At 67.3% G+C, this 26199-nt stretch carries 25 protein-coding genes and 4 tRNA genes; 14 read left to right on the top strand and 15 right to left on the bottom strand.

All coding sequences use genetic code 11. The features are described from left to right. Nucleotides 1-41 precede the first annotated feature (41 nt). Nucleotides 42-117: transfer RNA gene (locus FHY09_RS02295), tRNA-Lys, on the bottom strand. 80 nt (nucleotides 118-197) lie between these two features. Beyond that, nucleotides 198-274, bottom strand: a tRNA-His gene (locus tag FHY09_RS02290). 444 nt (nucleotides 275-718) lie between these two features. On the opposite strand from FHY09_RS02290, the gene FHY09_RS02285 reads away from it, so the two are divergent. The 3 genes from FHY09_RS02285 (at nucleotide 719) to FHY09_RS02275 (ending at nucleotide 2529) form a co-directional block, all read left to right on the top strand. Then, complete coding sequence (locus tag FHY09_RS02285) at nucleotides 719-1147, top strand: hypothetical protein (protein ID WP_166923735.1); 429 nt, start codon at nucleotides 719-721, stop codon at nucleotides 1145-1147. 298 nt (nucleotides 1148-1445) lie between these two features. Continuing rightward, nucleotides 1446-2168 carry a S24 family peptidase gene (locus FHY09_RS02280; RefSeq protein WP_166923733.1) on the top strand — a complete coding sequence of 241 codons (723 nt, stop codon included), beginning with the start codon at nucleotides 1446-1448 and terminating at the stop codon, nucleotides 2166-2168. A 103-nt stretch (nucleotides 2169-2271) separates the two neighbouring features. After that, nucleotides 2272-2529 (top strand): hypothetical protein, encoded by a 258-nt coding sequence (locus FHY09_RS02275; protein ID WP_166923731.1) that lies wholly within the window; start codon nucleotides 2272-2274, stop codon nucleotides 2527-2529. Nucleotides 2530-2544: 15 nt separating this feature from the next. Here the strand turns inward: FHY09_RS02275 and FHY09_RS02270 are convergent, their stop codons facing one another. Together FHY09_RS02270 and FHY09_RS02265 are read right to left on the bottom strand one after the other, a co-directional pair. Next, nucleotides 2545-3009, bottom strand: a complete 465-nt coding sequence (locus FHY09_RS02270) for an ATP-binding protein (RefSeq protein ID WP_166923729.1) — start codon at nucleotides 3007-3009, stop codon at nucleotides 2545-2547. Between the two features lie 5 nt (nucleotides 3010-3014). Then, nucleotides 3015-3857, bottom strand: a complete 843-nt coding sequence (locus FHY09_RS02265; RefSeq protein WP_166923727.1) for a PAS domain-containing protein — start codon at nucleotides 3855-3857, stop codon at nucleotides 3015-3017. Nucleotides 3858-4030: 173 nt separating this feature from the next. Between FHY09_RS02265 and FHY09_RS02260 the strand changes: the two genes are divergently transcribed. Then, the gene (locus FHY09_RS02260) at nucleotides 4031-4366 is read left to right on the top strand and encodes a hypothetical protein (RefSeq protein ID WP_166923725.1); all 336 of its coding nucleotides are present in this window, start codon (nucleotides 4031-4033) and stop codon (nucleotides 4364-4366) included. A 48-nt stretch (nucleotides 4367-4414) separates the two neighbouring features. Here FHY09_RS02260 and FHY09_RS02255 read toward each other — a convergent pair. Both FHY09_RS02255 and FHY09_RS02250 read right to left on the bottom strand, forming a co-directional pair. After that, a tRNA-Arg gene (locus FHY09_RS02255) sits at nucleotides 4415-4491 on the bottom strand. Between the two features lie 36 nt (nucleotides 4492-4527). Beyond that, nucleotides 4528-4604, bottom strand: a tRNA-Pro gene (locus FHY09_RS02250). Between the two features lie 155 nt (nucleotides 4605-4759). Between FHY09_RS02250 and FHY09_RS02245 the strand changes: the two genes are divergently transcribed. Beyond that, the gene (locus FHY09_RS02245; RefSeq protein ID WP_166923723.1) at nucleotides 4760-5518 is read left to right on the top strand and encodes a Bax inhibitor-1/YccA family protein; all 759 of its coding nucleotides are present in this window, start codon (nucleotides 4760-4762) and stop codon (nucleotides 5516-5518) included. 143 nt (nucleotides 5519-5661) lie between these two features. Here FHY09_RS02245 and FHY09_RS02240 read toward each other — a convergent pair whose 3' ends face one another. The 3 genes from FHY09_RS02240 to grxC form a co-directional block, all read right to left on the bottom strand. Then, nucleotides 5662-6666, bottom strand: a complete 1005-nt coding sequence (locus FHY09_RS02240; protein WP_166923721.1) for an isocitrate dehydrogenase — start codon at nucleotides 6664-6666, stop codon at nucleotides 5662-5664. 155 nt (nucleotides 6667-6821) lie between these two features. Beyond that, nucleotides 6822-7211, bottom strand: a complete 390-nt coding sequence (locus tag FHY09_RS02235) for a carboxymuconolactone decarboxylase family protein (protein ID WP_166923719.1) — start codon at nucleotides 7209-7211, stop codon at nucleotides 6822-6824. Continuing rightward, entirely contained in the window at nucleotides 7208-7504 is a 297-nt protein-coding gene (gene grxC / locus FHY09_RS02230) for a glutaredoxin 3 (protein ID WP_166923716.1), read from the bottom strand. The genes FHY09_RS02235 and grxC overlap by 4 nt, the downstream gene beginning before the upstream one ends. 140 nt (nucleotides 7505-7644) lie before the next feature. Between grxC and FHY09_RS02225 the strand changes: the two genes are divergently transcribed. From FHY09_RS02225 to FHY09_RS02195, 7 genes are all read left to right on the top strand, one after another. Next, nucleotides 7645-9288, top strand: coding sequence for a M48 family metalloprotease (locus tag FHY09_RS02225; protein WP_166923714.1), 1644 nt, complete (start codon nucleotides 7645-7647; stop codon nucleotides 9286-9288). Between the two features lie 124 nt (nucleotides 9289-9412). Next, nucleotides 9413-10102: a phosphate regulon transcriptional regulator PhoB gene (gene phoB / locus FHY09_RS02220; RefSeq protein ID WP_166923712.1), complete on the top strand. Its 690-nt coding sequence runs from the start codon at nucleotides 9413-9415 to the stop codon at nucleotides 10100-10102. Nucleotides 10103-10204: 102 nt separating this feature from the next. After that, nucleotides 10205-11542 (top strand): phosphate regulon sensor histidine kinase PhoR, encoded by a 1338-nt coding sequence (phoR, locus tag FHY09_RS02215; protein WP_166923710.1) that lies wholly within the window; start codon nucleotides 10205-10207, stop codon nucleotides 11540-11542. After that, entirely contained in the window at nucleotides 11539-13626 is a 2088-nt protein-coding gene (gene ppk1 / locus FHY09_RS02210) for a polyphosphate kinase 1 (protein ID WP_166923708.1), read from the top strand. Before phoR ends, ppk1 begins: the two co-directional genes overlap by 4 nt. Nucleotides 13627-13662: 36 nt before the next feature. Beyond that, a complete protein-coding gene (ppx, locus tag FHY09_RS02205) occupies nucleotides 13663-15186 on the top strand; it encodes an exopolyphosphatase (protein ID WP_166923706.1) in 1524 nt (507 codons plus the stop codon). Between the two features lie 119 nt (nucleotides 15187-15305). Next, complete coding sequence (locus FHY09_RS02200; protein ID WP_166923704.1) at nucleotides 15306-16445, top strand: glycosyltransferase family 4 protein; 1140 nt, start codon at nucleotides 15306-15308, stop codon at nucleotides 16443-16445. Further along, complete coding sequence (locus FHY09_RS02195; RefSeq protein ID WP_166923702.1) at nucleotides 16426-16956, top strand: phosphatase PAP2 family protein; 531 nt, start codon at nucleotides 16426-16428, stop codon at nucleotides 16954-16956. The genes FHY09_RS02200 and FHY09_RS02195 overlap by 20 nt, the downstream gene beginning before the upstream one ends. A 75-nt stretch (nucleotides 16957-17031) precedes the next feature. Here FHY09_RS02195 and FHY09_RS02190 read toward each other — a convergent pair whose 3' ends face one another. Continuing rightward, nucleotides 17032-18246 carry a M12 family metallo-peptidase gene (locus tag FHY09_RS02190; protein ID WP_166923700.1) on the bottom strand — a complete coding sequence of 405 codons (1215 nt, stop codon included), beginning with the start codon at nucleotides 18244-18246 and terminating at the stop codon, nucleotides 17032-17034. 93 nt (nucleotides 18247-18339) lie between these two features. On the opposite strand from FHY09_RS02190, the gene lpxH reads away from it, so the two are divergent. Further along, nucleotides 18340-19077: a UDP-2,3-diacylglucosamine diphosphatase gene (gene lpxH / locus FHY09_RS02185; protein ID WP_166923698.1), complete on the top strand. Its 738-nt coding sequence runs from the start codon at nucleotides 18340-18342 to the stop codon at nucleotides 19075-19077. A gap of 7 nt (nucleotides 19078-19084) precedes the next feature. Here lpxH and FHY09_RS02180 read toward each other — a convergent pair whose 3' ends face one another. Beyond that, nucleotides 19085-20296 (bottom strand): M12 family metallo-peptidase, encoded by a 1212-nt coding sequence (locus tag FHY09_RS02180; RefSeq protein ID WP_166923696.1) that lies wholly within the window; start codon nucleotides 20294-20296, stop codon nucleotides 19085-19087. A 180-nt stretch (nucleotides 20297-20476) separates the two neighbouring features. Between FHY09_RS02180 and FHY09_RS02175 the strand changes: the two genes are divergently transcribed. Continuing rightward, nucleotides 20477-21964 carry a DUF2235 domain-containing protein gene (locus tag FHY09_RS02175; protein ID WP_166923694.1) on the top strand — a complete coding sequence of 496 codons (1488 nt, stop codon included), beginning with the start codon at nucleotides 20477-20479 and terminating at the stop codon, nucleotides 21962-21964. Between the two features lie 35 nt (nucleotides 21965-21999). Here FHY09_RS02175 and FHY09_RS02170 read toward each other — a convergent pair whose 3' ends face one another. The 4 genes from FHY09_RS02170 to FHY09_RS02155 all read right to left on the bottom strand — a co-directional run bounded on the left by FHY09_RS02170 (nucleotide 22000) and on the right by FHY09_RS02155 (nucleotide 26196). Beyond that, nucleotides 22000-22770, bottom strand: a complete 771-nt coding sequence (locus FHY09_RS02170) for a ferritin-like domain-containing protein (RefSeq protein WP_166924355.1) — start codon at nucleotides 22768-22770, stop codon at nucleotides 22000-22002. Nucleotides 22771-22832: 62 nt separating this feature from the next. Next, complete coding sequence (gene purF, locus FHY09_RS02165; protein WP_166923692.1) at nucleotides 22833-24299, bottom strand: amidophosphoribosyltransferase; 1467 nt, start codon at nucleotides 24297-24299, stop codon at nucleotides 22833-22835. A gap of 69 nt (nucleotides 24300-24368) precedes the next feature. Then, nucleotides 24369-25130 (bottom strand): CvpA family protein, encoded by a 762-nt coding sequence (locus FHY09_RS02160; RefSeq protein ID WP_166923690.1) that lies wholly within the window; start codon nucleotides 25128-25130, stop codon nucleotides 24369-24371. A 40-nt stretch (nucleotides 25131-25170) separates the two neighbouring features. Next, complete coding sequence (locus FHY09_RS02155; protein ID WP_166923688.1) at nucleotides 25171-26196, bottom strand: SPOR domain-containing protein; 1026 nt, start codon at nucleotides 26194-26196, stop codon at nucleotides 25171-25173. Nucleotides 26197-26199 lie beyond the last annotated feature (3 nt).

Here is a 26199-nt window from a genome sequence, read left to right as displayed (position 1 = left end):
GAAAGAAAAAAGCCACCAGGCGGGACCTGGTGGCTTCTGTCTGGTGGGCCGTCAAGGATTCGAACCTTGGACCTATTGATTAAGAGTCAACTGCTCTACCAACTGAGCTAACGGCCCCGAAAACTAGACGACAAGTTTAAAACGCTTTTCGCCTTCCTGCAACATCAATGCATGCTTCGATGCATTGCTTGAATCAGTGGGGTGGCTGAGGGGATTCGAACCCCCGACCACCGGAATCACAATCCGGTACTCTAACCAACTGAGCTACAGCCACCACTGAAATCTGCACACGCCACCACTCGGGTGCCGGTGCCTGAAACCATGCTCTGCGGCCCGTCCTGAAGGATGTGCCCGCTGAAGCGAGTCCGGCATTCTCTAGGAGTCGCGGAGCGATTGCAAGCTTTTCATCGCACCGGGTCGGCTGTCCCGGCGATGCAACGGTTGTCCGGAAGGACTGCACTGTCGCCTATCGCACGTGTAGCCCGTAGCGGCCGGCACGCATTTCGCGCGTCTCCCTGCGCATCCCCGCGGCCTCCTGCGTCGAGCTGTGCCAAGCGCTGAAGCGTCGGACTTCTCCGTACGGAAGCGTAGGAAATGCACGTTGTTAATAGTTGCAGCGAATCGACCTGGCAGATCGGGAAGGCGTCACCAATCACCGTTTGAAGCGGTGACCTGCGCCGTGGCAGCGTGGAAGAACCCCACTCCCACTGAGCCAACCATGAACCGACACCTCCCTTCACATCTGCGGCGACAATTGAGACGGTCAGCACAGCGCCATGGCCGGACCCTGGCCCAGGAAATCGTGCTGCGGCTGGAGCACACGCTGCGCAGCGAAACGCTGGACGCCAGCCATGTGCTCGTCCGGATGATCGTTCAATCCCGGGAACTCGACTCGCTCATCAGATCGCTGCTGCGGGAACGGCATGAACTCTCTCCGGCCCGGGTGTCGTCGGAGGCGCAGGCACCTGGCTGGCTGGACGGCGGCAGCACGATGCATCCGCGGCTGGTCCGAGGTGAATACGACGCGCTCATCGCCACGCTGGATGCACGCCGCGCCAATCTCAGCCGTACGTACTTTCCGTTGATGAAGGCCGCCAACAGAGGCCTGCCAGCGCCTCCCGCCGTCGTCGCACTGGTAGGTCTCTGACAGACGCTTTCTTGTTTTCCGATGGCGATCGAGGCAACTCCCTGCATCGGAGCAGGCCGTGGGGTGCAGCGGGATCAGGGCATCCGGCGATAGCTGCGCCCAAGCGGCTACGAGATGCTTGTGGCGGGCCAAGTGCAGGGCACGCCGGTGCCCCGGCAACCCGCCCGGGCGGATCATCGGGCCACGGCGCCCGTTATCGGCACGACGCTGTCATCGCCCGATCATATGCCCCAAGAAATAGGGGCAGCAATACATCAACGAGCTATGCCGAAACGGCGCCGCTGGAAACAATCCATCTATGAACAAGCTGGTCGCCAACCTCCGCCACCTGATGCGGGTGCACATCATCAGCGAGAACCAGCTGTCGCGTAACACCGGCGTGCCCCAGCCCACCATCCACCGTATCCTGGCAGGACGTGTCGCGGATCCGCGCGATGGCACCCTGCGTCCGCTGGCAACCTGGTTCGGGGTCACCGTCGAACAACTTCGCACCGACCTGCCCGACCCCGCCGATGCAGCCGAAGGCGACAGCCCCTATCGGATCGACCCGTCAACCGGCATGGCAATCCGTGAACGGCCGCGCGACATCGCCATCGCCGAAGTTGCGATCTCGGCGATCGTCTCGGCATCCGGACCCGAGGTCGCCGTCGTCGACACCGGGCGCTGCCTGCCCTTCCCGGTGACATGGTTCGAGCACCATCCCGTCGCCGCTGCAGATGTCCGTGTCATCACCGTTGAAGGCGACAGTATGGAGCGCACGCTGTTCCATGGTGATCGCATCGCCATCAATCTACGCGATACCCGGATCACCGATGGGCGGGTCCACGTCATGGTGACGGGGGGCCCCGCACCGGCGGTCAAGGTCAAACGTCTTTTCACGCTGTCCAATGGCAATGTCCGCATCGTCAGCGACAACCCTGACAAGGAACGCTACCCCGATGAACTTCTGGGCCCGGCCGAGCTGACCAATGTGCTGGTGGTTGCGCGCGTGCTTGACCGCAGCGGGCCGGCAGACCTCTGAGCCCGGATGCCCCGGTGCGGGGTTGCAGGATGCATTCGACGGCGCGAAGATCGGTGAGGGCGGACCGCGCCAGCGAACGACAGGATGTCCCACGATGGACCCGATGACCCACGCACCTGAAGCCGCACGGCCCCGTTTCTCCGCGGTGGCGCCGTACCTCTACCTGGCCGCCGTCGTGGCCTCCACCGTGAGCGTGATGCTCTACCAGTCAGCCTCGCGGCCTGTCGCTTGGGCTGTCGCGGCCGCGCTGGCACTTGGCGCGGTGCTCGCCTGCCCGGCAGTCCGCCGGGTGCGCTGGTATTTCCTCAGCGGCATCACTGCCGTTGTGTGGTCCGGATTGCTGCTGTTCGCTGTCAACTGAGCCCTCGTCGAAGCCTCAGCGGGTCGCTGCGGCGTCCACGCGCGGCAGCGCCAGCTCGAAGCATGCGCCCTGCCCCACGCCCGAGGTCACGGTCACGAAGCCGCCTGCCTGCGTAACCGCACTGTGCACCTGGGGCAGCCCCAGGCCGGAGCCTTCGCCCAAGGGCTTTGTAGTGAAGTAGACATCGAACACGTGCGCCAGCACGTCCTCGCCCATGCCCATGCCCGTGTCAGCAACCGTGAGCGTAAGGTAGTCCCCAACGACGCGGGAGAGGGTTGCGTCTTCACGGGAGACAGAACGGTGACCGGTTGTGACCATGACGCTGTCGTCCGGTCCGCAGGCATCGCGTGCGTTGATCACAAGGTTCAGCAGCGCACGCTCGATCGTGTTGCGATCAACCCTGGCACAACAGGCCGAGTCGTCTGCTTCCACGACCAGGCGCGCCTTGGCACCCACCGCCTGTGCCAGCAACGGCGTCATCCCGTTCACCAGCTCACTGAGATCAACCGCCTCCGGCCTGTACGGGTATTCCCTGGCAAAGCCGAGCAGGCGCTGACACATGTCCGTGCCTTGCTGAAGGGACTTCTCGGCAATCCGCATATAGCCAAGTCCTTTCGCGCCAGGCTCCTTGCCAGCGAGTACAAGATCGAGGGCGGACACGGCCGCCTGCAGTGAGTTGTTGAGGTCATGGACCACGCCCGCCAGCGCTGTCCTACCGCTTCACCCTTCTGCGCCTGCGTGGCGATCAACTCGGCCGCCTGCTGCGCGGCAAGCGCAAAGCGGTGCCCCACGGCGGCTTCTTCATGCATGGCTTCCAGCTGGCGATAGGCCGCGGTCGAAGCCAGCAACTGGGACTCGGTCGACGCCTGCGTCGGCTCCCGTCCGGCATCGCCGCCGGGTGCGATGGCGCTCGCCGGCCCGGTCATCCCCGCGCGCAGCGGCGAAGAAGCTTGCAGGACCTCCGCTGCCCGTACTGCCCGGTTGCGCGCCGTTACATCGGTGCTGACCGCCAGAACGCCCACCATCCGATCCTGCTCGAACAGTGGGCAGACGCGGACACGCCATTGGCGCGGTTCACCGGCGAAGTCCGGACAGGCGGCCTCGAAATTGGTACGTTCGCCACGGAGCGCACGTGCGATCGCATTTTCTACAACGACTTGGGCAGACCCGGGCCACAGCGCGGTCCACGCACGACCGATGACATCCGAGGGATCGCGCGCCTGCCAGAGCACCAGGCCATTGGCGTTTACCGCCGTGACCGATCCGTTGAGGTCGAGTTCCTTGACGCACTCACCCGAAAGGGCAAGAAGCTGCTGATAACGGTCCATCGACACTCAACGTGAACGTGTCAGGCCATTGTCTCACGTGACCCTGATGCCAACGGTCCATCATCCGAACCGCGGTCGATTGGCGATGAATGGTTCATTGCGCCGGACGTCCTGGTCCGAAAACCCCGTCATGTCGCACGTCCCTACCGGCCATTCACGCGCCATGACGGAAGGTGAGCTACCCCCGCTTCGCCGCCGCAGCTTCCATGGTCGACACTGGACAATTCAAGATCCTCTCCTGCAAAGGCGAACTACAGCCCGATGGGCGGTTGATGACCGTGTACGCGTTGACCGTCCTGTGCAACAGCTGCACGCAGATCACCGATGTCGCGCGCGGCGAGCTCGAAACCGTGTCACTGGGCACGGTCATTACCTGTGAGCACTGCGGCAAACGTCAGGCGGTCAGCAACGCGAGCATCATCCGCAGCCCCTCGGACCTGCCCGGCGCGCAGCATGCGGCGGACAAGCGGGACGCGCGCGCGCGAGTCCCCGGTGCCCAGATGCGCTGACAGCGCCTGGCGGACACTCATGCGGGGTGAGAAGGCAGGGTGATCCACTGGCGCGCCCGACAGGAATCGAACCTGTAACCGCCGGCTTAGAAGGCCGGTGCTCTATCCAGTTGAGCTACGGGCGCTTGGGCGGTGGGCCGTCCATCCGGCGATGGCCGGAATGGTCGGGGTAGAGGGATTCGAACCCCCGACATCCTGCTCCCAAAGCAGGCGCGCTACCAGACTGCGCTATACCCCGAACGGCCCGCTCGTCGCGTGCAGCAACGAGGGTCGGCAATTGTGGGCGCCGGCACCGCAGACTGTCAACGCGTACGCCGCTTGAGCAGGTACACGGCAGCCCCCCGACCCGTGCGTTATGCTGGCTGCCTATCATTTTCCCGCACGGAGATCTGCATGCGCAGCGGCAACCCGGCTCTTTCCGAGTCCACTTTCCTTGATCTCGCCAGCGGCACCGTTTCGGCGCGCAGCGGCGAGGCAATGACCCTCAATGGCACGGTCAACAAGACCGGGCTGCTGCTGCTGCTGGCCGTGCTGACGGCAGCGTTCGCGTGGAGCCAGTCGATCAATGCCGCCGGCGAGTTCACCCCGGCCGGTTCGCTGTATGCCATCGGCGGCGCGGTCGGCGGCCTGGTGCTGGCGCTGGTCACGGTGTTCAAGAAGGAATGGGCCCCGGTGTCCGCTCCCGCCTATGCGCTGGTCGAAGGCCTGTTCCTGGGTGCCATTTCCGCCATGTTTGAAATGAAGTTCCCGGGCATCGTGTTCCAGGCCGTGATGGCCACCTTTGGTACCCTGGTAACGATGCTGGTCGCCTACCGCACCGGCATGATCAAGGCGACCGAGAACTTCAAGCTCGGCGTCGTGGCGGCCACCGGCGGCATTGCGGTGGTGTACCTGGTGTCGATCGTGCTGAGCCTGTTCGGCATCAACATGCCGATGATCCACGACTCGGGCTGGATGGGCATCGCCTTCAGCGTGTTCGTGGTGGTGGTCGCCGCGCTGAACCTGGTCCTTGACTTCGATTTCATCGAGAACGGCGTGGAACACGGCGCGCCGAAGTACATGGAGTGGTATGGCGCCTTCGGCCTGATGGTGACGCTGGTGTGGCTGTACGTGGAGTTCCTGCGCCTGCTGTCAAAGCTGCAGCAGCGCTGAGTTTCTCCTTGCATGCCGGATGGAAGGGCGCCGATCGGCGCCTTTCCTTTTCCGGGGTCCGGACGCCATCGCTGTCCCGCCCCCTGAACGCATCAGGGCGCCCGGAGGCGCCCTGATGGCCGAACAGGTAGCGCAGTGACCCCTTACAGACGGCTGGCGATCGCCTTGGCGAAGCCCATCGTGTTGCCAGTACCACCAAGATCGCCGGTCAGCGAGTCCTTGGCTTCCAGCGTGGCGACGATGGCCTTGCGCAGACGCTCGGCATTGTCGGTCTGGCCGAGATGGTCAAGCATCTGGGCGGCGGCCAGCAGCAGCGCGCACGGGTTCGCCTTGCCCTGGCCGGCAATGTCCGGCGCCGTACCGTGCACGGCTTCGAAGATCGCCGCGTCCTTGCCGATGTTGGCGCCCGGGGCCAGTCCCAGGCCACCGACCAGACCGGCGCACAGGTCGGAAATGATGTCACCGAACAGGTTCGTGGTGACGATCACATCGAACTGTTCCGGGCGCATCACCAACTGCATGCAGCAGTTGTCGACGATCATTTCCTGGAACTCGATGTCCGGATACTCCGCGGCCACTTCACGAGCGACATTCAGGAACAGGCCCGAGGTCGACTTGATGATGTTGGCCTTGTGCACCGCGGTGACCTTCTTGCGGCCGGTGCTGCGGGCCAGTTCGAAGGCGTAGCGCACGATGCGGTCCGAGCCCTTGCGGGTGATGCGCGTGCCGGAGAAGGCGGTCTCGCCATCGGCAGACACTTCCTGACCCTCGGCCAGGTAGGCACCCTCGGTGTTCTCGCGGACGGTGACGAGGTTGACACCCGTGAAGCGCGACTTGGTGTTCGGGAACGTGTGCGCCGGGCGGACATTGGCGTACAGGTCGAAATGACGGCGCAGGCTGACGTTGATCGACGTGAAACCGCCGCCGACCGGCGTGGTCAGGGGGCTCTTCAGCGCGATCTTGTTGCGCGCGATGGATTCCAGGGTAGCGGCCGGCATCAGGTCGCCATGCTTTTCCAGCGCCACCAGGCCCGCGTCGGCCTCTTCGTACTCCAGACCGGTGTTGAGCTGGTCAAGCACGAACAGGGTGGCGTCCATGATCTCCGGGCCGATGCCATCGCCGCGGATGACCGTGATTTTCTGCGTCATTGATCGATATTCCGAACAGAAGGGGGGAAACGCCGTCCGGAGGGGCCCGGAACGCCGGCGAGATGAAGTTTCACCCGCAATTATGCCCGAAGCGGCCAGATCCCCCCAAATTAGACGATAGTCCCGGAAAGGCCGGGCCTATCGTCGTGCCGGGCTCAGTGCGCGTGAGCGTCCGGAGCGGCGGCGCCGTCTTCGAGTTGGTCGAGGAAATCAACGGCTCGGCGCAGATGCGGGATCACGATCGAGCCACCGACCACCAGGCCGACCGAAAAGGTTTCGAAGAACTCGTCCCGGCTGACGCCTGCAGCCTTGCACTGGGCCACGTGATAGCTGATGCAGTCATCGCAGCGCAGCACCATGGACGCTACCAGGCCCAGCAGTTCCTTCGTCTTCACATCCAGCGCGCCCGCCTGGTAGGTCTGGGTATCCAGCGCGAAAAACCGGCGCACGACCTGGTTCGGCTCGGCCAGGATCCGCTCGTTCATCTTCTTGCGGTAGGCATTGAACTCGGCCAGGCGGTCGCCGCTGTCGTCCACCCCGCTCATGCCTGTCCCTGCCCGGCCAGCAACGGCTCCAGCCTGCCCTCGCGGTGCAGCGCCATCATGTCGTCGTACCCACCGACGTGGACATCACCGACAAAGATCTGCGGCACGCTGGTCCGACGGGTGCGGGCCATCATCTTCTCGCGCTCGGCGGCGTCCAGGTCGATGCGGACTTCGGTCCACTGCTGGCCTTTGCTCTTGAGGAAGTTCTTGGCCGCCACGCAGTACGGGCACACGGCAGTGGAATAGATGGTGATGGCAGGAGCGCCGGCAGCAGGGGTGTCAACTTGGCTCATGGGAAACTCCACGACGATTTGATTGTCCGACTATGGTAGCGGTGTGCACGTATTTCCATTGCATGGCTGCAACACTGTGGTTTAACAATTGATTTCCGCCCGACCTGCCACGCTGGGCGGTACCGCCCGAGGATTCCCGCTTGCGCCTGCTGCTGCTCTCCGCCGCCCTCACCCTGGCCCTGGCCGCGCCCTTGGCGCAGGCGCAGGATTCGCTGCCGGACATCGGTTCGTCGGCCGGCGAGCTGCTTACGCCGGCGCGCCAGGCCGAGTATGGCGGCATGATGCTGCGCGAGCTGCGCAACTATGGCTATCTGCTGGATGATCCGCTGGTCAACGACTGGCTGCAGACGCTGGGGACCCGGCTCGGGGCCAACAGCGCCCAGCCGCGGCAGCCCTACACCTTCTTCATGATGCGCGACCGGCAGATCAACGCCTTCGCCACGCTGGGCGGCTACATCGGCATGAATGCCGGACTGGTGCTCACCGCCGAGCGCGAGGATGAGGTCGCCGCCGTGCTGTCCCATGAGATCGCGCACGTGACCCAGCAGCACGTACTGCGTGGCGTGGAGCGTGCGCAGCGCGACCAGATCCCGATCCTGCTGGGCATGCTGGCCGCGATCGTGGCGGCCCAGCAGGCCGGCGGCAACTCTTCGGGCAATGCCACCATGGCCGCGATCACCTCCGGGATGGGGCTGATGCAGCAGCGGCAGATCGACTACACGCGTGCCAATGAGTCCGAAGCCGACCGTCTGGGCATCCGCACGCTGGCGCGCAGCGGGTATGACGTGGATGCGATGGCCGGCTTTTTCGAGCGCATGAGTGCATCCATGCGCGGCAATTCGGGCGGCTACAACGTGCCGGATTTCCTGCGCACCCACCCGGTCAACACCACCCGCATCAGCGAGGCCAAGGCACGCGCGGAGCAGATGAAGAAAGACACCGTGGTGCTGACCACGGAGGTGCCGGGTGGCGTACGCACCGAGCGGGTGGATCCACAGGATCCGAGCCTGGCCGAAACCACCGCACGGCGTTACAACCCGTTGCTGCCGCCGGGCATGCAGATCGACGCCGGGCGCCCCGACCGCGGTGCCACCGGCCAGTTCGACTGGGCGCGCGAGCGCCTGCGGGTGCTCAGCGCGCCCACACCGGCCGAGCTGACCCGCGAGTACCAGAGCCTGGCGCGTGCGCGGGCGCAGGGCCTGACCCCGGCACAGCGCTACGGCAAGGCACTGGCCGACCTGGCGACCGGCACCACCGGGGCCGCCACCGCGGCACGTGAACTGGCGCTGCTGCACGACGCCGACCCGGGCAATCTCTGGGTGGCGCTGGCACTGAGTGAGGCGCAGTCGCGCTCAGGCCAGCGCGAGGCCGCCAACGCACGCTTCGAGGCCCTGCTGGCGGCGCAGCCCAACAGCCTTCCGATCGCGCTCACCTACGCCCAGGTCCTCAACGAGCAGGGAGGCCGTGCGGCCGGGCAGCGCGCGCAGGCCATGCTGCGGCCGCTGTTGTCACAAAGCAGCAACGATCCGGTCCTGCAGCAGCGTTTCGCGCGTGCCAGCGAACTGGCCGGCGACACCCTCCGCGCCAGCGAGGCCTATGCCGAAGCCGCCTACCTGAGCGGCCGCCCCGAGCAGGCTCTGATGCAGCTGCAGGCGCTCAAGCAGGCGCAGGGCCTGGACTACGTGACCCGCGCCCGCGTGGAGGCGCGGATCGAGCGCATCACCCCGACCGTGCTGGAGATGCGCCGCCAGGGTGTCAACGATCCGGAGTTCGAACGACGCTGATCGCGGCCCATCCACGTGCTTGCCGACAGGAACTGTCATCTTCACGGCCACCAGGTCACAAACCTGTCATCAAATCGTAGTCTACTGAGCTCATTCCCGAGCTGATGAGCATGACGGTAGCCACGTGCAGAAACGCATCCTGATCGTCGACGACGAACCCGCGATCCGCGAAATGGTGGCCTTTGCCCTGCGCAAGGGTGACTACGAGCCGATCCATGCCGGCGACGCCCGCGAGGCCCAGACGGCCATCGCCGACCGTGTTCCCGACCTGATCCTTCTGGACTGGATGCTGCCCGGCACCAGCGGCCTGGACCTGGCCCGACGCTGGCGCAAGGAGGCCCTGACCCGTGACGTGCCGATCATCATGCTCACCGCGCGCGGCGAAGAGAACGACCGGGTGGGCGGGCTTGAGGCCGGCGTGGACGATTACGTGGTCAAGCCGTTCTCCGCCCGCGAGCTGCTGGCGCGCATCCGCGCGGTGATGCGGCGCGCCCGCGACGACGACGAGGACGGCAGCGTGGCCGTGGGCGTGGTGCGCATCGACGGCGCCGCGCACCGGGTCTTCGCCAACGAACAGCCGGTGCCGATCGGCCCGACCGAGTACCGCCTGCTGCACTTCTTCATGACCCACCCCGAGCGCGTCTACACCCGCGCCCAGCTGCTGGACCATGTATGGGGCGGCAGCGTGTACGTGGAAGAGCGCACGATCGACGTGCACATCCGGCGCCTGCGCAAGACGCTCGAACCGTTCAATGCAGAGAACATGGTGCAGACCGTGCGCGGTGCGGGTTACCGCTTCTCCACCGCCACCTGAGCCCGCCTGGGCGCCGGCCCCGGCGCCGCGGCCCGGGTGCTGACGTTGATGCTATAACCGGGATCACCCTGCCGGGTCGTCCGCTTCACTGAAGAGAGTGCAATGCCGCGTCATATCCGATCTGCCTGGTTGAAGACCCTGGCCTCCCTGGCGGCGGTGCTGCTGTTGGCGGGCGTGGTGGGGGGGGTGACCGGACATCTGTGGATGGCGATCGCGTTGACGGCGATCGGCTCGCTGGCTTGGCACTACTGGCGGCTGCGGCGCGTGCTGGGCCGGCTGACCGCACGCCAGCGCTGGGAGATCGGCGACAGCACCGGGGTATGGAACGAGCTGGACCGCGTGGTCCATCGCAACCAGCTGGAGATGCGCGCGCGCAAGCGACGCCTGCTCGACATGCTGCGCAGCTACCGCGCCGCTGCTGCCGCGCTGCCCGACGCGGTGGTGGTGCTGGACCGCAACAGCCAGCGCGTGCAGTGGTTCAACGAGGCGGCCACCACGCTGCTCGGCCTGCATCATCCCGGCGACCTCGGCCAGGCGCTCGTGCAGCGCCTGCAGCCGATGCCGCTGGCACACTGGCTGGCCGGCGGACGCAACGCCGAACCGATCCTCGATGTGCCCTCGCCCATGGATCCGGCGATCCGCCTGAACCTGCGGCTGATCCCCTACTCCGCCGACCACTGGCTGCTGATCGCCCGCGATGTGACCAAGCTGCTGCGGCTGGAACAGGTGCGTCGGGACTTCGTGGCCAACGTCTCCCATGAACTGCGCACGCCCTTGACGGTCGTGCACGGCTACCTGGACATGATGGACCCGGAGGATTTTCCCGGCACCGGGCCGATGCTGGAAGAAATGCGCCGGCAGAGCGGGCGCATGGCCCAACTGGTGGAAGACCTGCTCACGCTCTCGCGGCTGGAATCACAGGACGCGGGCGAATCGGAGACCGTGGCCATGCAGCCGATGCTGGCAACGCTCCGGCGCGAGGCCGAGGCCCACAGCCAGGGGCGCCACCAGATCAGCGTCACCGACCTGGCCGGCATCGACCTGCTGGGGACGACCAAGGAACTGCACAGCGCCTTTTCCAACCTGGTCACCAATGCGGTGCGCTACACGCCGGTCGGCGGCCAGGTGACGGTGGAATTCGCCCGCGAAGGCGACGGTGCGGTGCTTTCGGTGCGCGACACCGGCTACGGCATTCCGGCCAACCACCTGCCGCGACTCACCGAGCGCTTCTACCGGGTCTCCAGCAGCCGCTCGCGCGAAAGCGGTGGCACCGGGCTGGGCCTGTCCATCGTCAAACACATTCTCGGCCTGCACCATGCCCGCTTGGACATCCAGAGCGAGGTCGGCAAGGGCTCCACCTTCTCCTGTCATTTCGATGCCGACCACGTGCGTGCGCGTGAGCCGGCCGCCCATCCCGACGCGGACGACCGACCCTCATGAGCACCCCTGGATCCTTGCCCGTTGCCGCCCGGCCCGACGTCGATCCCCTGCGCGATCCGTCGCTGTACCTCAACCGCGAACTGTCCCAGCTCGATTTCAATTTCCGCGTGCTGGCGCAGGCGCTGGATCCGCAGGTACCGCTGCTGGAGCGGTTGAAGTTCATGTGCATCTCCTGCACCAACCTGGACGAGTTCTTCGAGATCCGCGCCGCCGCGGTCCGCCATGCCCAGGAGTACGGCCTGCCACCGGCGCCCGATGGCATGAGTCCCCAGGTCATCCTCAATGCCATCCATGACCGCGCCGCACAGCTTGTGGACCAGCAGTACCGCTGCTGGAACGAGGTGCTGCGCCCGGCCCTGGGCCAGGCCGGCGTGGCCGTGCTTGGCCGCCATTCCTGGGATCACCGCCAGCGGCGCTGGCTGCGGGCGTACTTCCGCAACGAGATCATGCCGGTGCTCTCGCCGCTGGGGCTGGACCCGGCGCATCCGTTCCCGAAGATCCTCAACAAATCGCTGAACATCGTGGTGGTGCTCAAAGGCACCGATGCCTTCGGCCGCGCCGGCCACATGGCCATCGTGCGTGCGCCGCGCTCCCTGCCCCGTGTCATCCAGCTGCCGGAAAAGCTGGGCGGCGCGCAGACCTTCGTGTTCCTGTCCTCGGTGCTGTCCACGTTCGTCGGTGAGCTGTTCCCGGGCATGGAGGTGCTGGGCGCCTACCAGTTCCGCGTGACCCGCAATTCCGAACTGGTGGTGGACGAGGAAGAGGTGGAGAACCTCGCGCTGGCCCTGCGGGACGAGCTGGTGGACCGCGGCTACCGGCCGGCGGTGCGCCTGGAGATCGCCCACGATGCGCCGCGCGAGATCGTGCGCACGCTGCTGCAGAACTTCGGCCTGCCGGAGAACGCGGTGTACCGCATCGACGGTCCGGTCAACCTCAACCGCATCAGCCAGCTGTACGACCTGCTCGCGCGGCCGGACCTGAAATATCCCCCGATGACCCCGCGCACGCTGCGCGACAGCGATGGCATCTTCGAGATCGTCGCGCGCCAGGACGTGCTGCTGCACCACCCCTTCGATGCGTTCACCGCCGTGCTGGACCTGATCAAGCAGGCGGCGGTGGATCCGAACGTGCTGGCGATCAAGCAGACGCTGTACCGCACCGGCAAGGATTCGCTGATCGTCGAAGCGCTGATCCTCGCCGCCCGCAATGGCAAGGATGTCACCGTGGTGGTGGAGCTGCGCGCACGCTTCGATGAAGAGGCCAACCTCGGCCTGGCCGATCGCCTGCAGGAAGCGGGCGTGCAGGTGGTCTACGGCGTGGTGGGGTTCAAGACCCACGCCAAGATGCTGCTCATCGTGCGCCGCGAGGGCCGCAAGCTGCGCCGCTACGTGCACCTGGGGACCGGCAATTACCATAGCGGCACGGCCCGCGCGTACACCGACATCAGCCTGATCACCGCCGATGCGGATATCGGCAACGATGTGCACCTGTTGTTCCAGCAGCTCTCCGGGCTGGCGTCCAAGGCACGTCTCAAGCGCTTGCTGCAGTCCCCGTTCACCCTGCACAGCGGGGTACTGGAACGCATCGAACGGGAGACACAGATCGCGCTGGCGGGGCGCCCGGCGCGCATCATCGCCAAGATGAACGCCCTGAACGAACCGCAGGTGATCCGCGCCCTGTATGCCGCATCGCAGGCGGGGGTGAAGATCGACCTGATCGTGCGCGGCACCTGTACCCTGCGGCCGGGCGTGCCCGGTGTCTCGGACAACATCCGCGTGCGCTCGATCGTCGGCCGTTTCCTGGAGCACAGCCGCGTGTACTGGTTCGGCAATGACGGGGCGCCGGAACTGTTCTGCGCCAGCGCCGACTGGCTGGAGCGCAACCTGCTGCGCCGGGTGGAGACAGGCTTCCCGATCCTGGACCCGGCGCTGGCCCGACGCGTCTACCGGGAGGTTCTGCAGAACTACCTCGATGACAACCTCGGGGCGTGGGAACTGCAGGCCGATGGCAGTTACCGCAAGCTGGAGCCACCGCACGGCGTGCCGCCCCATTCGGCGCAGATGGCGCTGTTGCAGGGGCTGTAACGCGCGCCTGCCCCGCCTTCGGCTACCATGCCGTCCATGCCCCATACCACGACATTTCCGACGCTCCAGGACGGCGAACTGCTGGCCGCCATCGACCTGGGTTCCAACAGTTTCCACATGGTGATTGCCCGCTACACGCTGGGGCAGCTGCGTGTGGTCGATCGCCTGCGTGAGACGGTACGCATGGCCGATGGCCTGGACGGCAAGGGGGGTCTGGCGGCTGACGCCCGGCAGCGCGCGCTGGAGTGCCTGGCACGTTTCGGCCAGCGCATCCGTGACCTGCCCCCGCACCGCGTGCGGGCCCTGGCCACCAACACCGTGCGCCAGCTGCGTTCGCCGCAGGCGTTCCTGATGCCGGCCGAAACCGCGCTCGGCCATGCGATCGAAGTGGTCAGCGGTCGCGAGGAAGCGCGCCTGATCTATCTCGGCGTGGCGCACGCACAGCCCCCCAAGGCCGGCCAGCGTCGGCTGGTGATCGATATCGGCGGCGGGTCCACCGAGTTCATCATCGGCTCGGGCATGCAGACACTGGAACGCGAGAGCCTGCAGGCCGGCTGCATCGCCAGTACGCGGCGATTCTTTCCGGGCGGCAAGCTCAGCCGCAAGCGCTGGAAGGATGCGCTGGCCGAGATCGGCCGCGAGTTCCAGCCCTTCGCCAGCAAGTACCGCGCGCTGGGCTGGGACGAAGCCCTGGGCTCGTCAGGCACGCACAAGGCGATCAGCGAGATCTGCGCCACGATGAAGCTCAGCAAGGGGGCCATCACCGCCGAAGCCCTGCCGCAGCTGCGCGACGAACTGCTGAAGGCCAAGCGGATCGAGGATATCGTGCTGCCCGGGCTGGGCAATGACCGCCGCCCGATCATCGCCGGCGGGGTGCTGGTGCTGGAGGCTGCGTTCCAGGCCCTCGGCCTGCAGAAACTGCTGGTGAGCAAGGCGGCCATGCGCGAAGGCATCCTGCATGACATTGTCGGGCGCGCCGGCGAGAACGATCCGCGCGACGAATCCGTCGCTGCGCTGACGCAGCGCTACGGCATCGAAATCGCACAGGCCGACCGCGTGGAACAGACCGCGATGGCCCTGTTCGACCAGGTGCAGGCCGCCTGGCGGCTGGAAGCCGATGACGCGCGCATGCTCGGCTGGGCCGCGCGACTGCACGAGCTGGGCCTGATGATCGCGCACAGCGGTTACCACGTGCATGGCAGCTACGTGCTCGAGCATTCGGACATCGCCGGGTTCTCGCGGCAGGAACAGCACATGCTGGCCGCGCTGGTCCGCACGCACCGCCGCAACGTGCCGAAATCGGCCTTTGACGCGCTGCCCGAGCGACTGGCGCTGCCCGCGCGCCGCCTGGCCGCGCTGCTGCGGCTGGCGGTACTGATCAACCGCGCCCACGAATCCACCCCGCTGCCTGCGCTGGAACTTTCCGCGGAGGAGGAGCGCCTGTCGCTGATCGTGCCACAGGCCTATATCGATGCCCGCCCCCTGCTGCGGGCGGACCTGATCGGCGAGACCGAAAGCATGGCCGGCCTGGGCATGCAGTTCCGACCGTTCGTGGCCTGAGCGCGGCACCGGTCCCGGCACCCGCAGGGGCTGCCGGGGGGCCGGTCATCTGGCGGACGCAACGCCGTCATGCAGGGGACACGGGCGGGGGCGAGCATGGCGCAAACGGGAGACCTGCCATGCGCTATGCGATCGTCACCGAGACCTACCCGCCGGAAGTCAACGGCGTGGCCCTGACCGTCCACAGCCTCGAGATGGGCCTGCGCCAAGCCGGGCATGAGGTCGACCTGATCCGTCCACGGCAACCGGCCGAGCCTGCGGCCCTGGACGGCAGCCTGCGCACGGCCGGTGCCGCTCTGCCGCGCTATCCGGGCCTGCGCTTCGGCCTGCCCTCGCCGTTCCGGCTGGCACGCCACTGGCGCCAGAACCGCCCTGATGCACTCTACATCGCCACCGAAGGTCCGCTGGGCTGGTCCGCACTGCGCTGCGCGCGGCGGCTGGGCATTCCGGTGGCGACCGGCTTCCATACCCGTTTTGATGCCTACCTGCCTGATTATGGGGCGGCCTGGCTGCAGGACACGGCGCTGCGCTGGATGCGCCGCTTCCACAACCAGGCCGATGCCACCCTGGTCCCTACCCGCGAACTGCAGGCCACCCTGACCCATGAAGGGTTCGAGCGCGTGCGCCTGCTCGCCCGCGCGGTGGACAGCCAGCAGTTCGATCCTGGCCGCCGCGACAATGCCCTGCGCACCGCCTGGGGGGTGGCGCCGGACAGCCTGGCGGTGATCCACGTCGGTCGCATTGCCGCGGAGAAGAATCTCGGACTGGCGGTGCGCGCGTTCCGGACGCTGCAGCGGCAGCATCCCTCGGCGCGTTTCGTGCTGGTCGGCGATGGTCCGGCGCGCGAAAAACTCGAAGCCGAGCACCCTGACTTCGTCTTCTGCGGCGTGCAGCGCGGCGATGCACTCGCACGGCATTTCGCCAGTGGCGATCTGTTCCTCTTTCCCAGCCTCAGTGAAACCTTCGGCAACGTGACACTGGAAGCAATGGCCAGTGGCGTGGCCACCGTCGCCTTTGATTACGGCGCGGCACGTGAGTACCTGCGTACGGAAGAAAACGGGATCGCCGTGAACGATGATGATCGGTTCGTGGGCGCGGCACAGCGGCTGGCCGATGACGCGGCACTGCGGCGGCGCCTGGGCGGGCAGGCTGCGCGTGACATGAAGCGCCTCCACCCGCAGCAGGTGGTGGCCGAGTTCGATGCCCTGCTGGAAGAACTGGCCCTGGCCCGGAGGCCGCATGCGCAGCACGCCGCTTGACCTGATCGGCCGCGAGACGCGTTGGTGCCGACGCGCGAACCATTTCTGCCGCCGCCGTTCGGTGCGCGCGCTGTTTGCGGCCATCAGCCGACTCGGTGATGGCGTGTTCTGGTATGTGCTGATGGGCGCGCTGGTGCTGCTTGACGGCCTGCAGGGCCTGGCGGCGAGTGCGCACATGGCCGCTACCGGCGTGGTCGCCCTGTTGATGTACAAGGGCCTGAAACGTTGGACGCGACGGCCCAGACCCTACAAGGCCGACCTGCGCATCCGCGCCTGGGTGGCGCCGCTGGACGAGTTCAGTTTCCCCTCCGGCCACACCCTGCACGCGGTCTCGTTCACCCTCGTTGCCCTGGCCCATTACCCTTGGCTGGCCCCCTTGCTGGTGCCTTTCACGCTGTGCGTGGCCGCCTCGCGCGTGGTGCTCGGCCTGCACTACCCCAGTGACGTGCTTGCCGCCACTGCGATCGCCTGCGGCCTGGCCGCCGCGAGCCTGGCGTGGTGGCCCCTGTGACAACGCTGCGTCCCCCGGCGGCTGCCTGCGTAGCCGCCCCTGCCCTGGAAGCGAGGGCGGCTGCGCCTGTACGCATCAACGCGTCGCGGCGACGCGGTCTTTGTTCTCCTTCAGGGTACGGGTGTTGTCCGCCCTCCAGTCGCCCATCGGTGCTCCGTTGTAATACCGGTTGGGGCTGGAATAGTAGTTCAGCCGGCGGCACCCGCCGGCACATTCATAGGCCAGGATCGTGCGCCAGCGATCTCCCTGAGAAGGTTGATGGCGATAGCCATGGTTGTAGCCGTTTCCCGGGGCCACCTCGATATCGTGCGTGGCGCCCATGACATGCGCGATCTCATGGGCGAACGTGTAGTAGCCCACCATGCAGCCATGATTCACTGCCACGAATCCCTGCGAAGCCAGGCCGCACGATGAGCCATCGGCCGTCACCAGCACCGGAACGTCCCCGCCCACCTGGTCGCGGAAGGCGTGGATCAGGTCGAACCGCCCATCGCCCTGGCGGATGAAACTCGAAAGATCGTTGACGATCGTGGTTTCTCCCTGCGCACCGTAGGCCAGGCCACCGAGCTGCACACGCAGGTCGATGCCGCTGTTGATGTAGCCCTGGTTGGATTCTGCGACCGCCAGATGAACCTTGTTGCGGACGTTTTCATCTCCTCCCAGCACGTCCCTGACCGTTCGGGTCGCCATGACCGCCACGCGGATGACGGTCGGCCCTGCACGGTTGGCTGTGCCGGATTCCATGGACGGAGTGAGCGGTCCGGCCGCAGCGCCGGCGCCAGCACCAGCGGGGTGATCCGGCGGCAGCTGCGCCTCGTCGATCTGCACAAGCGCATGCCCATCGGCTGTGGGGCTGAGGGTGTAGAGCTGGCCGCCGTGGCGGACGGATGCCGTCAGTGAGCGGCCGGAGCGCACGACGATGACCGTGTTGGCGGGGTCCAGCGCGTGCGGGCCTGACTCCTTCGCGTCCAGTGCGCCGCTGCCGATCTGGCCGTACCAGATCTGGGTGCCATCATCGAGTGATTCGAGGCGGTCTCTTGCAGCCTGGACCGGGGTTCCGAAGATCTCCATCTCCAGGGTGTCCTGCTCGATGGCGGCGGGATGGGCATCGACACGCAGGACTGCGGCGGTCGACGGCGAGGCTGTGAGGGTGGCGAGGATGGGTGAGGCGGCAGCCTCCGCACGGGTGAACAACTGCGACGGGCTGAACAGCGGCGCGGCAGAGACCGCAGGGGCGGCCGAGATGCCGAGCAGGGCGAGGGTCACGGCAGACGGCAGGCGTATTTTCATTTTGGACCTCCATTGGAGTTTGATCTGGACGTCGTCCAGAAGATCCCCTGCCCCTTGGACTCGGCCTGGGCAGGAGCGGGCTAGAATGGTCAGATGACCACGCTATTCATTTCCGATCTGCATCTGGACGCCAGCCGTCCTGCCATCACCGGGCTGTTCCTCGCGTTCCTGCGCGAAGAGGCAATGCATGCCGATGCGCTGTACATCCTCGGTGACCTGTTCGAGGCATGGATCGGCGATGACACGCCTTCGACGGCCGCCGATGAGGTGGCGCTGGCGCTGCACGCCGTGCATGCGGCCGGCGTGCCTGTGTACTTCATCCGCGGCAACCGTGATTTCCTGGTGGGTGAGCACTACGCACACCGGGCCGGCATGCATATCCTTCCCGATCCGTCGGTGATCGATCTGTACGGCACGCCTGTCCTGTTGCAGCATGGCGACCTGCTGTGCACCGACGACCTGCCTTATCAGCAGTTCCGGGCGCAGACGCGTGATCCGGCCTTCCAGGCCCAGTTCCTCGCACAACCCCTGGCGGCTCGCATCGCCTTCGCCCAGAAAGCGCGCGAGGCCAGTCAGAGCCGGCAGGTCGCGATGAAGGGGGACGACGCCGCACAGTTCGAGACGGTGACGGATGTCGCCCCTGCCGAGGTTGCGGCGACGTTCGCACGTTACGGCGTGCGCACGATGATCCACGGTCATACCCATCGTCCGGCCCTCCACACGCTCGAGGTGGAAGGCCGGCCTTGCCGCCGCGTGGTGCTGGGCGACTGGTATACGCAGGGGTCGGTACTGCGTGTGACCCCCGACGGCATGCAGTTGCAGTCCCTGTAGGCACATCTCAGCGGAACCCGGCCAGCGTGCCGCGTGTGATGTCCAGCACGCGGCGGTTGTCCGCTTCCGCAGCATTGCCGACCGGCACCCCCTCGTACTGCAGCGACGGGCTGGACCAGTACGGAATGCGGTGACACCCGGTCGGGCAGTCGTATGACATCACCGTGCGCCAGCCCAGTGCTCGCGGGGGCTGGTACCAATAACCGTGTCCGAACGGATAAGGGGCCGTGGCGGGATCGCGGCGGACATCATGGCGCGCACCGCCCAGGTGGCCGATTTCGTGCGCGAACGTGAACTGACCCGTGGCGCAATCGGTAAGCACAGCGGCAAAGGCGGTGGCCGCCGTTGCACCGATCTCCGCGGCTTCACCACATGACCCTGCTCGATCCAGCAGGAGAAGGCCGACGTCTGCCGCTATCTGGTCACGTAGCCCATGGAGGTCATCCAGGTAACCGTCAGCAGGGTCCACCAGGCGGCGCACGTCCAGCGACATGTTGCGGGTTTCGGCGTAGCTGCTCTGCTGGAATGCGGCCAACTCCAGGTGCATTGCCAGGCCGCTGTTGCGGTAAGTAAGGTTCGACTCGGCGATGGAGAGCTCGGCCAGGGCGTGCAGATCCCCGGGATAGCCGGCGGCGGCCTCGGTGCTTGCGGCCACCAGCACGCGGATCACGCTCGGAGCCGATGCGGATCTCCCTGCCCGATGGGGCTGCGCCGCCACCGCGGCCCCCACCTGCCCATGGGCCGGTGGCAAAAGGCGCTCGTCCACGAGGATCAGCAGATGCTGTCCACCGTGCAGGGGTACCAGCCGGTACAGCCGGGCGTCCAACCGGAACGCGGCGGTCAGCCCCCGCGCGCTGAGGATGGCCGGAGCGGTCGCGTGGCCGTCAGCCGTACGTGCGCGCAGCAGCAGATTGCCGGTAGGCAGCACGGCGCGGGCATCGTGCTCGAAAGAGACCGCCTGCCCGTCGACCCGCAGCGACACACCGGGCTGCTCCGCGCGCAGCTGCTCTGCGTCCAGACTCACCTGCCACGCGGCCGCCACGAAGGGACGTGCAACGAATTCCGCTACCTTCGGCGTCTCCAGCATAGTGGTGAGAGGCTGCGGCAGAGAGGCCTCATCACCGCCTGCCGCCAGCGCCACCGGCACCCCGGCCATGGCTGCAAGGACGACGGTGCGCAACGCGGCGGCCCATGCGCGCGCCTGCCACTCAGCCGCCATGGTGCTCTCCGTTCTTGCACGCCGTTCGTGCAGGTACATGACACTGCTGCGAGCCCGCAGACGCCATCGGGCGGATACCGGAGGCGCCGTGAGGTTTCGGTAGGGCTCCCGCCGGCATTACGCCCCCATGCGAAGGGCACGCATCCCGCGCTATCTTTCAGGCAACGGCCGGAGACCGCCATGCCCCCTCGCACCGCTGACCCGGACACGCCGGCGTCGGACTCGATCCTGCACATCGGCCTGTTCTTCGATGGCACCCGCAACAATGTGCACAACCTCGCCGCGCGGGCTGACGGCGCGGGGGGCGTGCTGCCGCCGGTGCCGCTGCCGGTCGCCGGGGCCGCCGCCGCGGCCGACGCATCGCCCTTCCAGTCGCCCGTCACCAGCAGCCGTGACCACGCGCCGACCCACGTCGCCCGCCTGCACGGATGCTATCCGGACAGGCGGCGTTCGCAGACGGCGGGACCCTCCATTGCGATCTACACCGAAGGCACGGGCACGCGCGACGGCCGTCCCGACGACCTGATCGGGCTGGCGTTCGGTACCGGCCCCACGGGGGTCCTGGCCAAGACCGATCGCGCGCTGGGGGTACAACTGCCCGCCGCGCTCGCGGCGCTTGCGGCGCAGTGGCGGCACCCGCTGCGGGCGGTGGAGGTAGACCTGTTCGGCTATTCACGCGGTGCGGCATCGGCCCGGGACGCCGCGAACCGGTTGTCCGACTGGTCTTCGGCGCAGTGGCTGGGGCTGCTGCGGGAGGCCGGACTGTCGATTTCCGCGGACTTTGCCTTACCTACGCCGGTGATCCGCTTCATCGGACTGTTCGACACGGTGCTTGCCGTGCGCGGGGGTGCCGGCAGCCGCCCGCCGCGCATGCGCCTGGCGCCGGGCGTGGCGCGCAAGGTGCTGCATCTGGTGGCACGCGATGAACACCGCCTGCACTTTCCCCTGACCACGGTGGCACCCGAGCACGAGGAGCGCGCATTGCCCGGCTCACACGCGGATATCGGCGGTGGCCAGGAGGCACCGCAGGAGGGACCCAAGCTGCTGACCCGGCCACGCAGCGAGCCGATCCTGAGGCATGGACTTGCTGAATTCGCCACGCCGCCGCTCGCCCTGCTGCAGGCTGCGCCGGCCTTCCGCCAGGCGCAACAGGATGCACGCGACTGGCGGCAGCGGCTGGGGCTGGATGCCACGCGGATCAGCGTGGCCGTCTGGCATCAGTGGGTGCGTCTGCGCCGCGCCGGCAGCACCAGTGCCCTGCCGACGCCGACGCTGCATGTGTATGCCGGCGTGGTGCTGGCGCGCCCGATCGACCGCCACTATCCCCTCATTCCACTGCGACTGATGCATGCCGCTGCGGCCAGTGCCGGCGTGGGCTGGGATCGCGCGCCGGGTACCGTTGCAGGGTGGGCCGTGCCCTCCGGCCTGCAGTCCATCGCGGACGCCCTGATGGCGGGCCGGACGCTGGACGCCGCCTCCGAACGGCAGCTGCGCCAGCACCATCTGCTGCAGTCGGCCCACTGGAACTTCGATGTGCTGGGAGACACGGCCCTGGCCTATGCGTCCGGGAACGGACTGCGTGAGCTGCCCTATCGCCCGGGCCCCGGCCTGTTCTACATCAACCAGCCCACGCACGATGGGCAGCGCGAGGTGCTGGCCAACGTGTGACAGGCCCCGGCCCGGTCAGCGGAAACCGGTGCCCGTCACCCCGCCTGTTCGACCAGGTCCGCCAGTTCGTCGGCATCGAAGCCGGCCAACAGCCGCGCCTCGAGGTTGAACGGCCCATGCAGGTAGCCACCGGCGTATTCCACCAGCAGCTCCTTGAAGCGCTGGCGCGGCTCGACACCGGCACGCTCGCAGTACCAGCGGTACCAGCGCGAACCGGCTGCCACGTGGGCGACTTCCTCGCGCAGGATCACCTCCAGCACATCGGCGGTCTCGTCATCGCCGTGCGCGCGCAGCTTGTCGATCATCAGCGGCGTGACATCCAGGCCACGCGCTTCCAGCACGCGCGGTACCAGCGCCATGCGCGCCAAACCGTCGTGCGCGGTCTTGCTGCACATCTCCCACAGGCCGTTGTGTGCCGGAAAGTCCGCGTAGGCATGGCCGTGAGCGCGCAGGCGCTCATGCAGCATCAGGAAGTGCCGTGATTCGTCGTCCGCACAGCTGACCCAGTCGGCCAGGAAGGCGGCCGGCAGCCCCCGGAAACGGTAGACCGCATCCCAGGCCAGGTCGATGGCATTGAGCTCGATATGCGCGATGGCATGGATGAACGCCGCACGGCCGCCTGCGCTGCCGAGGCGTCGGCGCGGCACCTCGCGCGGCAGCACCAGGTGCAGGTGCGCCGGACGACCCGGCATGCGGATCGGCTCGGGCGGCGGCGCGTCGGCGGCCACCTTCAGCTGGCCACGCCGGAAGGCAGCAGCATGGGCCTGGGTCAGCGCGACCTTGCGCAGGGGATCGGCTTCGGCCATGCACTGCTGCGCGGCACGCAGCAGGTCACCGTCCACATCGGGCACCTGCACAGCGCTCACGCTCAGGCGCGGCGCTTGTGCTTGGCATCGTCCGAACGCAGCTGCTGGATGCGCTCGAAATAGCCCGGTTCGATTCCGGTCGGATAATGGCCATTGAAGCAGGAGGAATCGAAGTTCTGCAGCGCGGGATTGCCATCGCGCACGGCCGCTTCCATGTCCTCGATATCCTGGTAGATCAACCAGTCACAGCCCAGGTGCGCTTCGATCTCTTCCACGCTCCGGTTGTGCGCCACCAGCTCCTCGGCCGCCGGCATGTCGATGCCATAGATGTTGGGATAGCGTACCGGGGGCGCGGCGCTGGCGAGGTAGACCTTGCGCGCACCGGCATCGCGTGCCATCTGCACGATCTGCTGGCTGGTGGTGCCGCGCACGATGGAATCGTCGACCAGCAGCACCACGCGGTTGCGGAATTCCAGGTGGATCGGATTGAGCTTGCGGCGTACCGATTTAACCCGTTCGCCCTGCCCCGGCATGATGAACGTGCGGCCGATGTAGCGGTTCTTGATGAAGCCTTCGCGGTACTTCACGCCAAGCGTGTTGGAAATCTCCAGCGCCGCATCGCGCGAGGTGTCCGGGATCGGGATGACCGTATCGATGTCGTGGTCCGGGCGAAGGCGCAGGATCTTCTCGCCGAGCTTGATGCCCATGCGCATGCGCGCCTTGTGCACCGAGACGTTGTCGATCATCGAATCCGGCCGCGCGAAATACACGTACTCGAAGATGCACGGGGTGTGTTCGGCCGGCTCGGAGCAGATCTCCGAGAACAGCTCGCCGCGCGCGGTGATCACCAGCGCCTCGCCCGGCTGCACGTCACGCACGCGCTGGAAGCCCAGCACGTCCAGCGCGGACGACTCGGAGGCCACGATGTACTCATCGCCCTCGGCGTGGCTGCGCTTGCCCAGCACCAGGGGACGGATGCCATGTGGATCACGGAAGGCCACCAGGCCCAGGCCCAGCACCACGCTGACCACCGCATAGCCGCCCTTGCAGCGCCGGTGCACGTGCGAGACCGCACGGATGGCCGCTTCCGGGGACAACTGGCGCTGCGCGTCCAGTTCGTAGGCGAAGACGTTGAGCAGCACTTCGCTGTCCGAATCGGTGTTGACGTTGCGGCGGTCGGCCTCGAACACCTGGCGGCGCAGGTCTTCGGTGTTGATGAGGTTGCCGTTGTGCGCCAGCGCGATGCCGTACGGGGAGTTCACGTAGAACGGCTGCGCCTCGTCCATGCCTTCGGAACCGGCCGTTGGATAGCGCACATGAGCGATGCCCACCCGCCCTTCCAGGGTGGACATGGCACGTGCGTCGAACACATCGCGCACCAGGCCGTTGGCCTTCTGCACACGCAACCGCGTGCCATCGGCCGTGGCGATGCCCGCCGCGTCCTGTCCGCGATGCTGGAGGACGGTCAAGCCGTCATAGAGCTGCCCGGCCACGTTCTGGTTGCCGACGATTCCGACGATGCCACACATGTTGCGTAATCTCCGCTGGGCTGCGCCCATCTACAGGGATGTTGGCCGTGCCTGGCCGGGGGAGCCGCCTCAGGGGACAGCGGCAGGATCTGGGCGCTCCGGCGCCGACTCGATGTTCGCGGGCAGTGCCGGGGCTGTTGCGTGCTCGTCCGCCGCGCCCCTGGCCGGGTCCACGTTACGCGGCCATCCGCGTCCCGCCACCACCTCGCCGAGGATGCCATTATCGCCTGTCGCGCCCGGCTTGCCCAACAATGCTTCGATCGGCAGCGCCGTGCCTGCCGCAGGCGCGGACCCCGCGCCGGGCAGCACGCCTTCCAGGCCGTTGGGCAGGCCGTTGGGCACCATCTGCTGCAGGGTGCCCATGGGGCGGGATACGTCCGGCAGCTGGGCCCCCATCCACCCCACCACCGGCTGCAGCGCAGGCCGCAGGTGGGACTGCTGCCACTCCGGCTTGCTGCGCAGTGGCGTCATGTCACCGATCAGCAGCAGGACAGCGGCGATCAGAGCGCCACGCAGCACGCCCAGCCCGCCGCCGAGCATGCGGTCGACGCCGCCGAGCATGGTCATTCTGAGCCCGCCGCGCAGCAGCATGCCGATCAGGCTGACGGCCACCAGTGAAACCACGAAGACGGTGACGTAGCCGCCGAACAGGTGCAGCGTTCCCGGTGCCTGCGGCGCGGCGAACCAGCGCCCGGCGGCCGGCCCGAACTGGAATGCCGCCCAGCCGCCCAGCACCCAGGACAGCGTGCCGACCACGATGCCCACAAAGCCACGGAAGAACCCCAACAGCGTGGACAGCGCGATGAACCCCAGCAGGACGACGTCGATCATCGACGTGGTCCTTGCAGTCCTGCCAGCGGGGTCGTGGCCATCAGGGGTGCGGACGGACCATGCCGGCGACGCCGACACGCGACGCCACCTGGGCCTTGAGTTGATCCGCCTCGGCACGACTGGCCACCGGTCCCACACGGACCCGGTGCAGCACGCCCTTGTCCGTACGGACCTGCTCGACGAACGCGCTGAAACCGGCGCCGCGCACCTTGTCACGCAGGGCGTTGGCGTCATCGGCCTTGCCGAACGCTCCAAGCTGCACTGCAAAGCCCACGCCACTGGCGGCAGGTGCGGCCGGCGTCTTCGGTTCGGCCTTGGCCTCCACCTTCGGCTCGACCGGCTTGGCGACAGGCTTGGGCTCAGGCTTGGGCTCAGGCTTGGGCTCAGGCTTGGGCTCAGGTTTCGGTTCGGGCTTGGGCGCGGGGGCGGGGGCCGGCGTGGCCGGCAGCGGGTGGGTCTGCACGACCGGAGCCGGTGCGGCGGGCGTGGTCGGCGGGGCGGTTGTCGACGCCGACGGCGGTGCCGCCACGGCCGGGGCTGCAGCCGCATCCAGGGTGATCACTTCGGCCTTGACATCGTTGCGGACTTTCACCGCCTGCAGGCGTGCGGACTCGGCCTGCGCGCGGTCAGCGAATGGACCGACGCGGACCCGCCAGGCCGGCGTACCGTTGATCACCGTCTGCTCGCTGAAACCGGGCAGCTGCGCGCCCTTCAGATGCGCGATCACCGCATCGGCGTGCGCCTGGCTGGCATAGGCACCGAAGGTGACCGCGTAGTTGCCTGCGGCTGCGCCGGGACCGGCACCGTCGGCCGGCACGCCGCCGGCCGGAGTCTCGCGCACGGGCGCGGCCGTGGTCTGCAGGCCGGTGCTGCCACCGGCCGGCGCCGCGAGCGGCAGCTCACGGGTCTCGAACTGGGCATTGGCCGGCTGCCCGGGGACCTCGATGGCCACATCCTGCACGGCGCTCTCGCGCGGCGGACCGGTCACCAGCATCGGCAGGAACAGCACAGCCAGGGCCACCAGGACGATGGCACCGATCAAACGATGTTTCAGGGACGTATCCACGGA

It is taken from the genome of Xanthomonas sp. 60 (genome assembly GCF_011761925.1).
The sequence above is the reverse complement of the archived record's forward strand: the minus strand, read 5'-3'. Positions and strand labels throughout refer to the sequence as shown.

Bases quoted from the DNA above. Each gene is read 5' to 3' on its own strand.
- FHY09_RS02285 (WP_166923735.1), top strand. From the start codon at position 719: ATGAACCGACACCTCCCTTCACATCTGCGGCGACAATTGAGACGGTCA.
- FHY09_RS02280 (WP_166923733.1), top strand. From the start codon at position 1,446: ATGAACAAGCTGGTCGCCAACCTCCGCCACCTGATGCGGGTGCACATC.
- FHY09_RS02275 (WP_166923731.1), top strand. From the start codon at position 2,272: ATGACCCACGCACCTGAAGCCGCACGGCCCCGTTTCTCCGCGGTGGCG.
- FHY09_RS02270 (WP_166923729.1), bottom strand. From the start codon at position 3,009: ATGACGCCGTTGCTGGCACAGGCGGTGGGTGCCAAGGCGCGCCTGGTC.
- FHY09_RS02265 (WP_166923727.1), bottom strand. From the start codon at position 3,857: ATGGACCGTTATCAGCAGCTTCTTGCCCTTTCGGGTGAGTGCGTCAAG.
- FHY09_RS02245 (WP_166923723.1), top strand. From the start codon at position 4,760: ATGCGCAGCGGCAACCCGGCTCTTTCCGAGTCCACTTTCCTTGATCTC.
- FHY09_RS02240 (WP_166923721.1), bottom strand. From the start codon at position 6,666: ATGACGCAGAAAATCACGGTCATCCGCGGCGATGGCATCGGCCCGGAG.
- FHY09_RS02235 (WP_166923719.1), bottom strand. From the start codon at position 7,211: ATGAGCGGGGTGGACGACAGCGGCGACCGCCTGGCCGAGTTCAATGCC.
- grxC (WP_166923716.1), bottom strand. From the start codon at position 7,504: ATGAGCCAAGTTGACACCCCTGCTGCCGGCGCTCCTGCCATCACCATC.
- phoR (WP_166923710.1), top strand. From the start codon at position 10,205: ATGCCGCGTCATATCCGATCTGCCTGGTTGAAGACCCTGGCCTCCCTG.
- ppk1 (WP_166923708.1), top strand. From the start codon at position 11,539: ATGAGCACCCCTGGATCCTTGCCCGTTGCCGCCCGGCCCGACGTCGAT.
- ppx (WP_166923706.1), top strand. From the start codon at position 13,663: ATGCCCCATACCACGACATTTCCGACGCTCCAGGACGGCGAACTGCTG.
- FHY09_RS02200 (WP_166923704.1), top strand. From the start codon at position 15,306: ATGCGCTATGCGATCGTCACCGAGACCTACCCGCCGGAAGTCAACGGC.
- FHY09_RS02195 (WP_166923702.1), top strand. From the start codon at position 16,426: ATGCGCAGCACGCCGCTTGACCTGATCGGCCGCGAGACGCGTTGGTGC.
- FHY09_RS02190 (WP_166923700.1), bottom strand. From the start codon at position 18,246: ATGAAAATACGCCTGCCGTCTGCCGTGACCCTCGCCCTGCTCGGCATC.
- lpxH (WP_166923698.1), top strand. From the start codon at position 18,340: ATGACCACGCTATTCATTTCCGATCTGCATCTGGACGCCAGCCGTCCT.
- FHY09_RS02180 (WP_166923696.1), bottom strand. From the start codon at position 20,296: ATGGCGGCTGAGTGGCAGGCGCGCGCATGGGCCGCCGCGTTGCGCACC.
- FHY09_RS02175 (WP_166923694.1), top strand. From the start codon at position 20,477: ATGCCCCCTCGCACCGCTGACCCGGACACGCCGGCGTCGGACTCGATC.
- FHY09_RS02170 (WP_166924355.1), bottom strand. From the start codon at position 22,770: ATGGCCGAAGCCGATCCCCTGCGCAAGGTCGCGCTGACCCAGGCCCAT.
- purF (WP_166923692.1), bottom strand. From the start codon at position 24,299: ATGTGTGGCATCGTCGGAATCGTCGGCAACCAGAACGTGGCCGGGCAG.
- FHY09_RS02160 (WP_166923690.1), bottom strand. From the start codon at position 25,130: ATGATCGACGTCGTCCTGCTGGGGTTCATCGCGCTGTCCACGCTGTTG.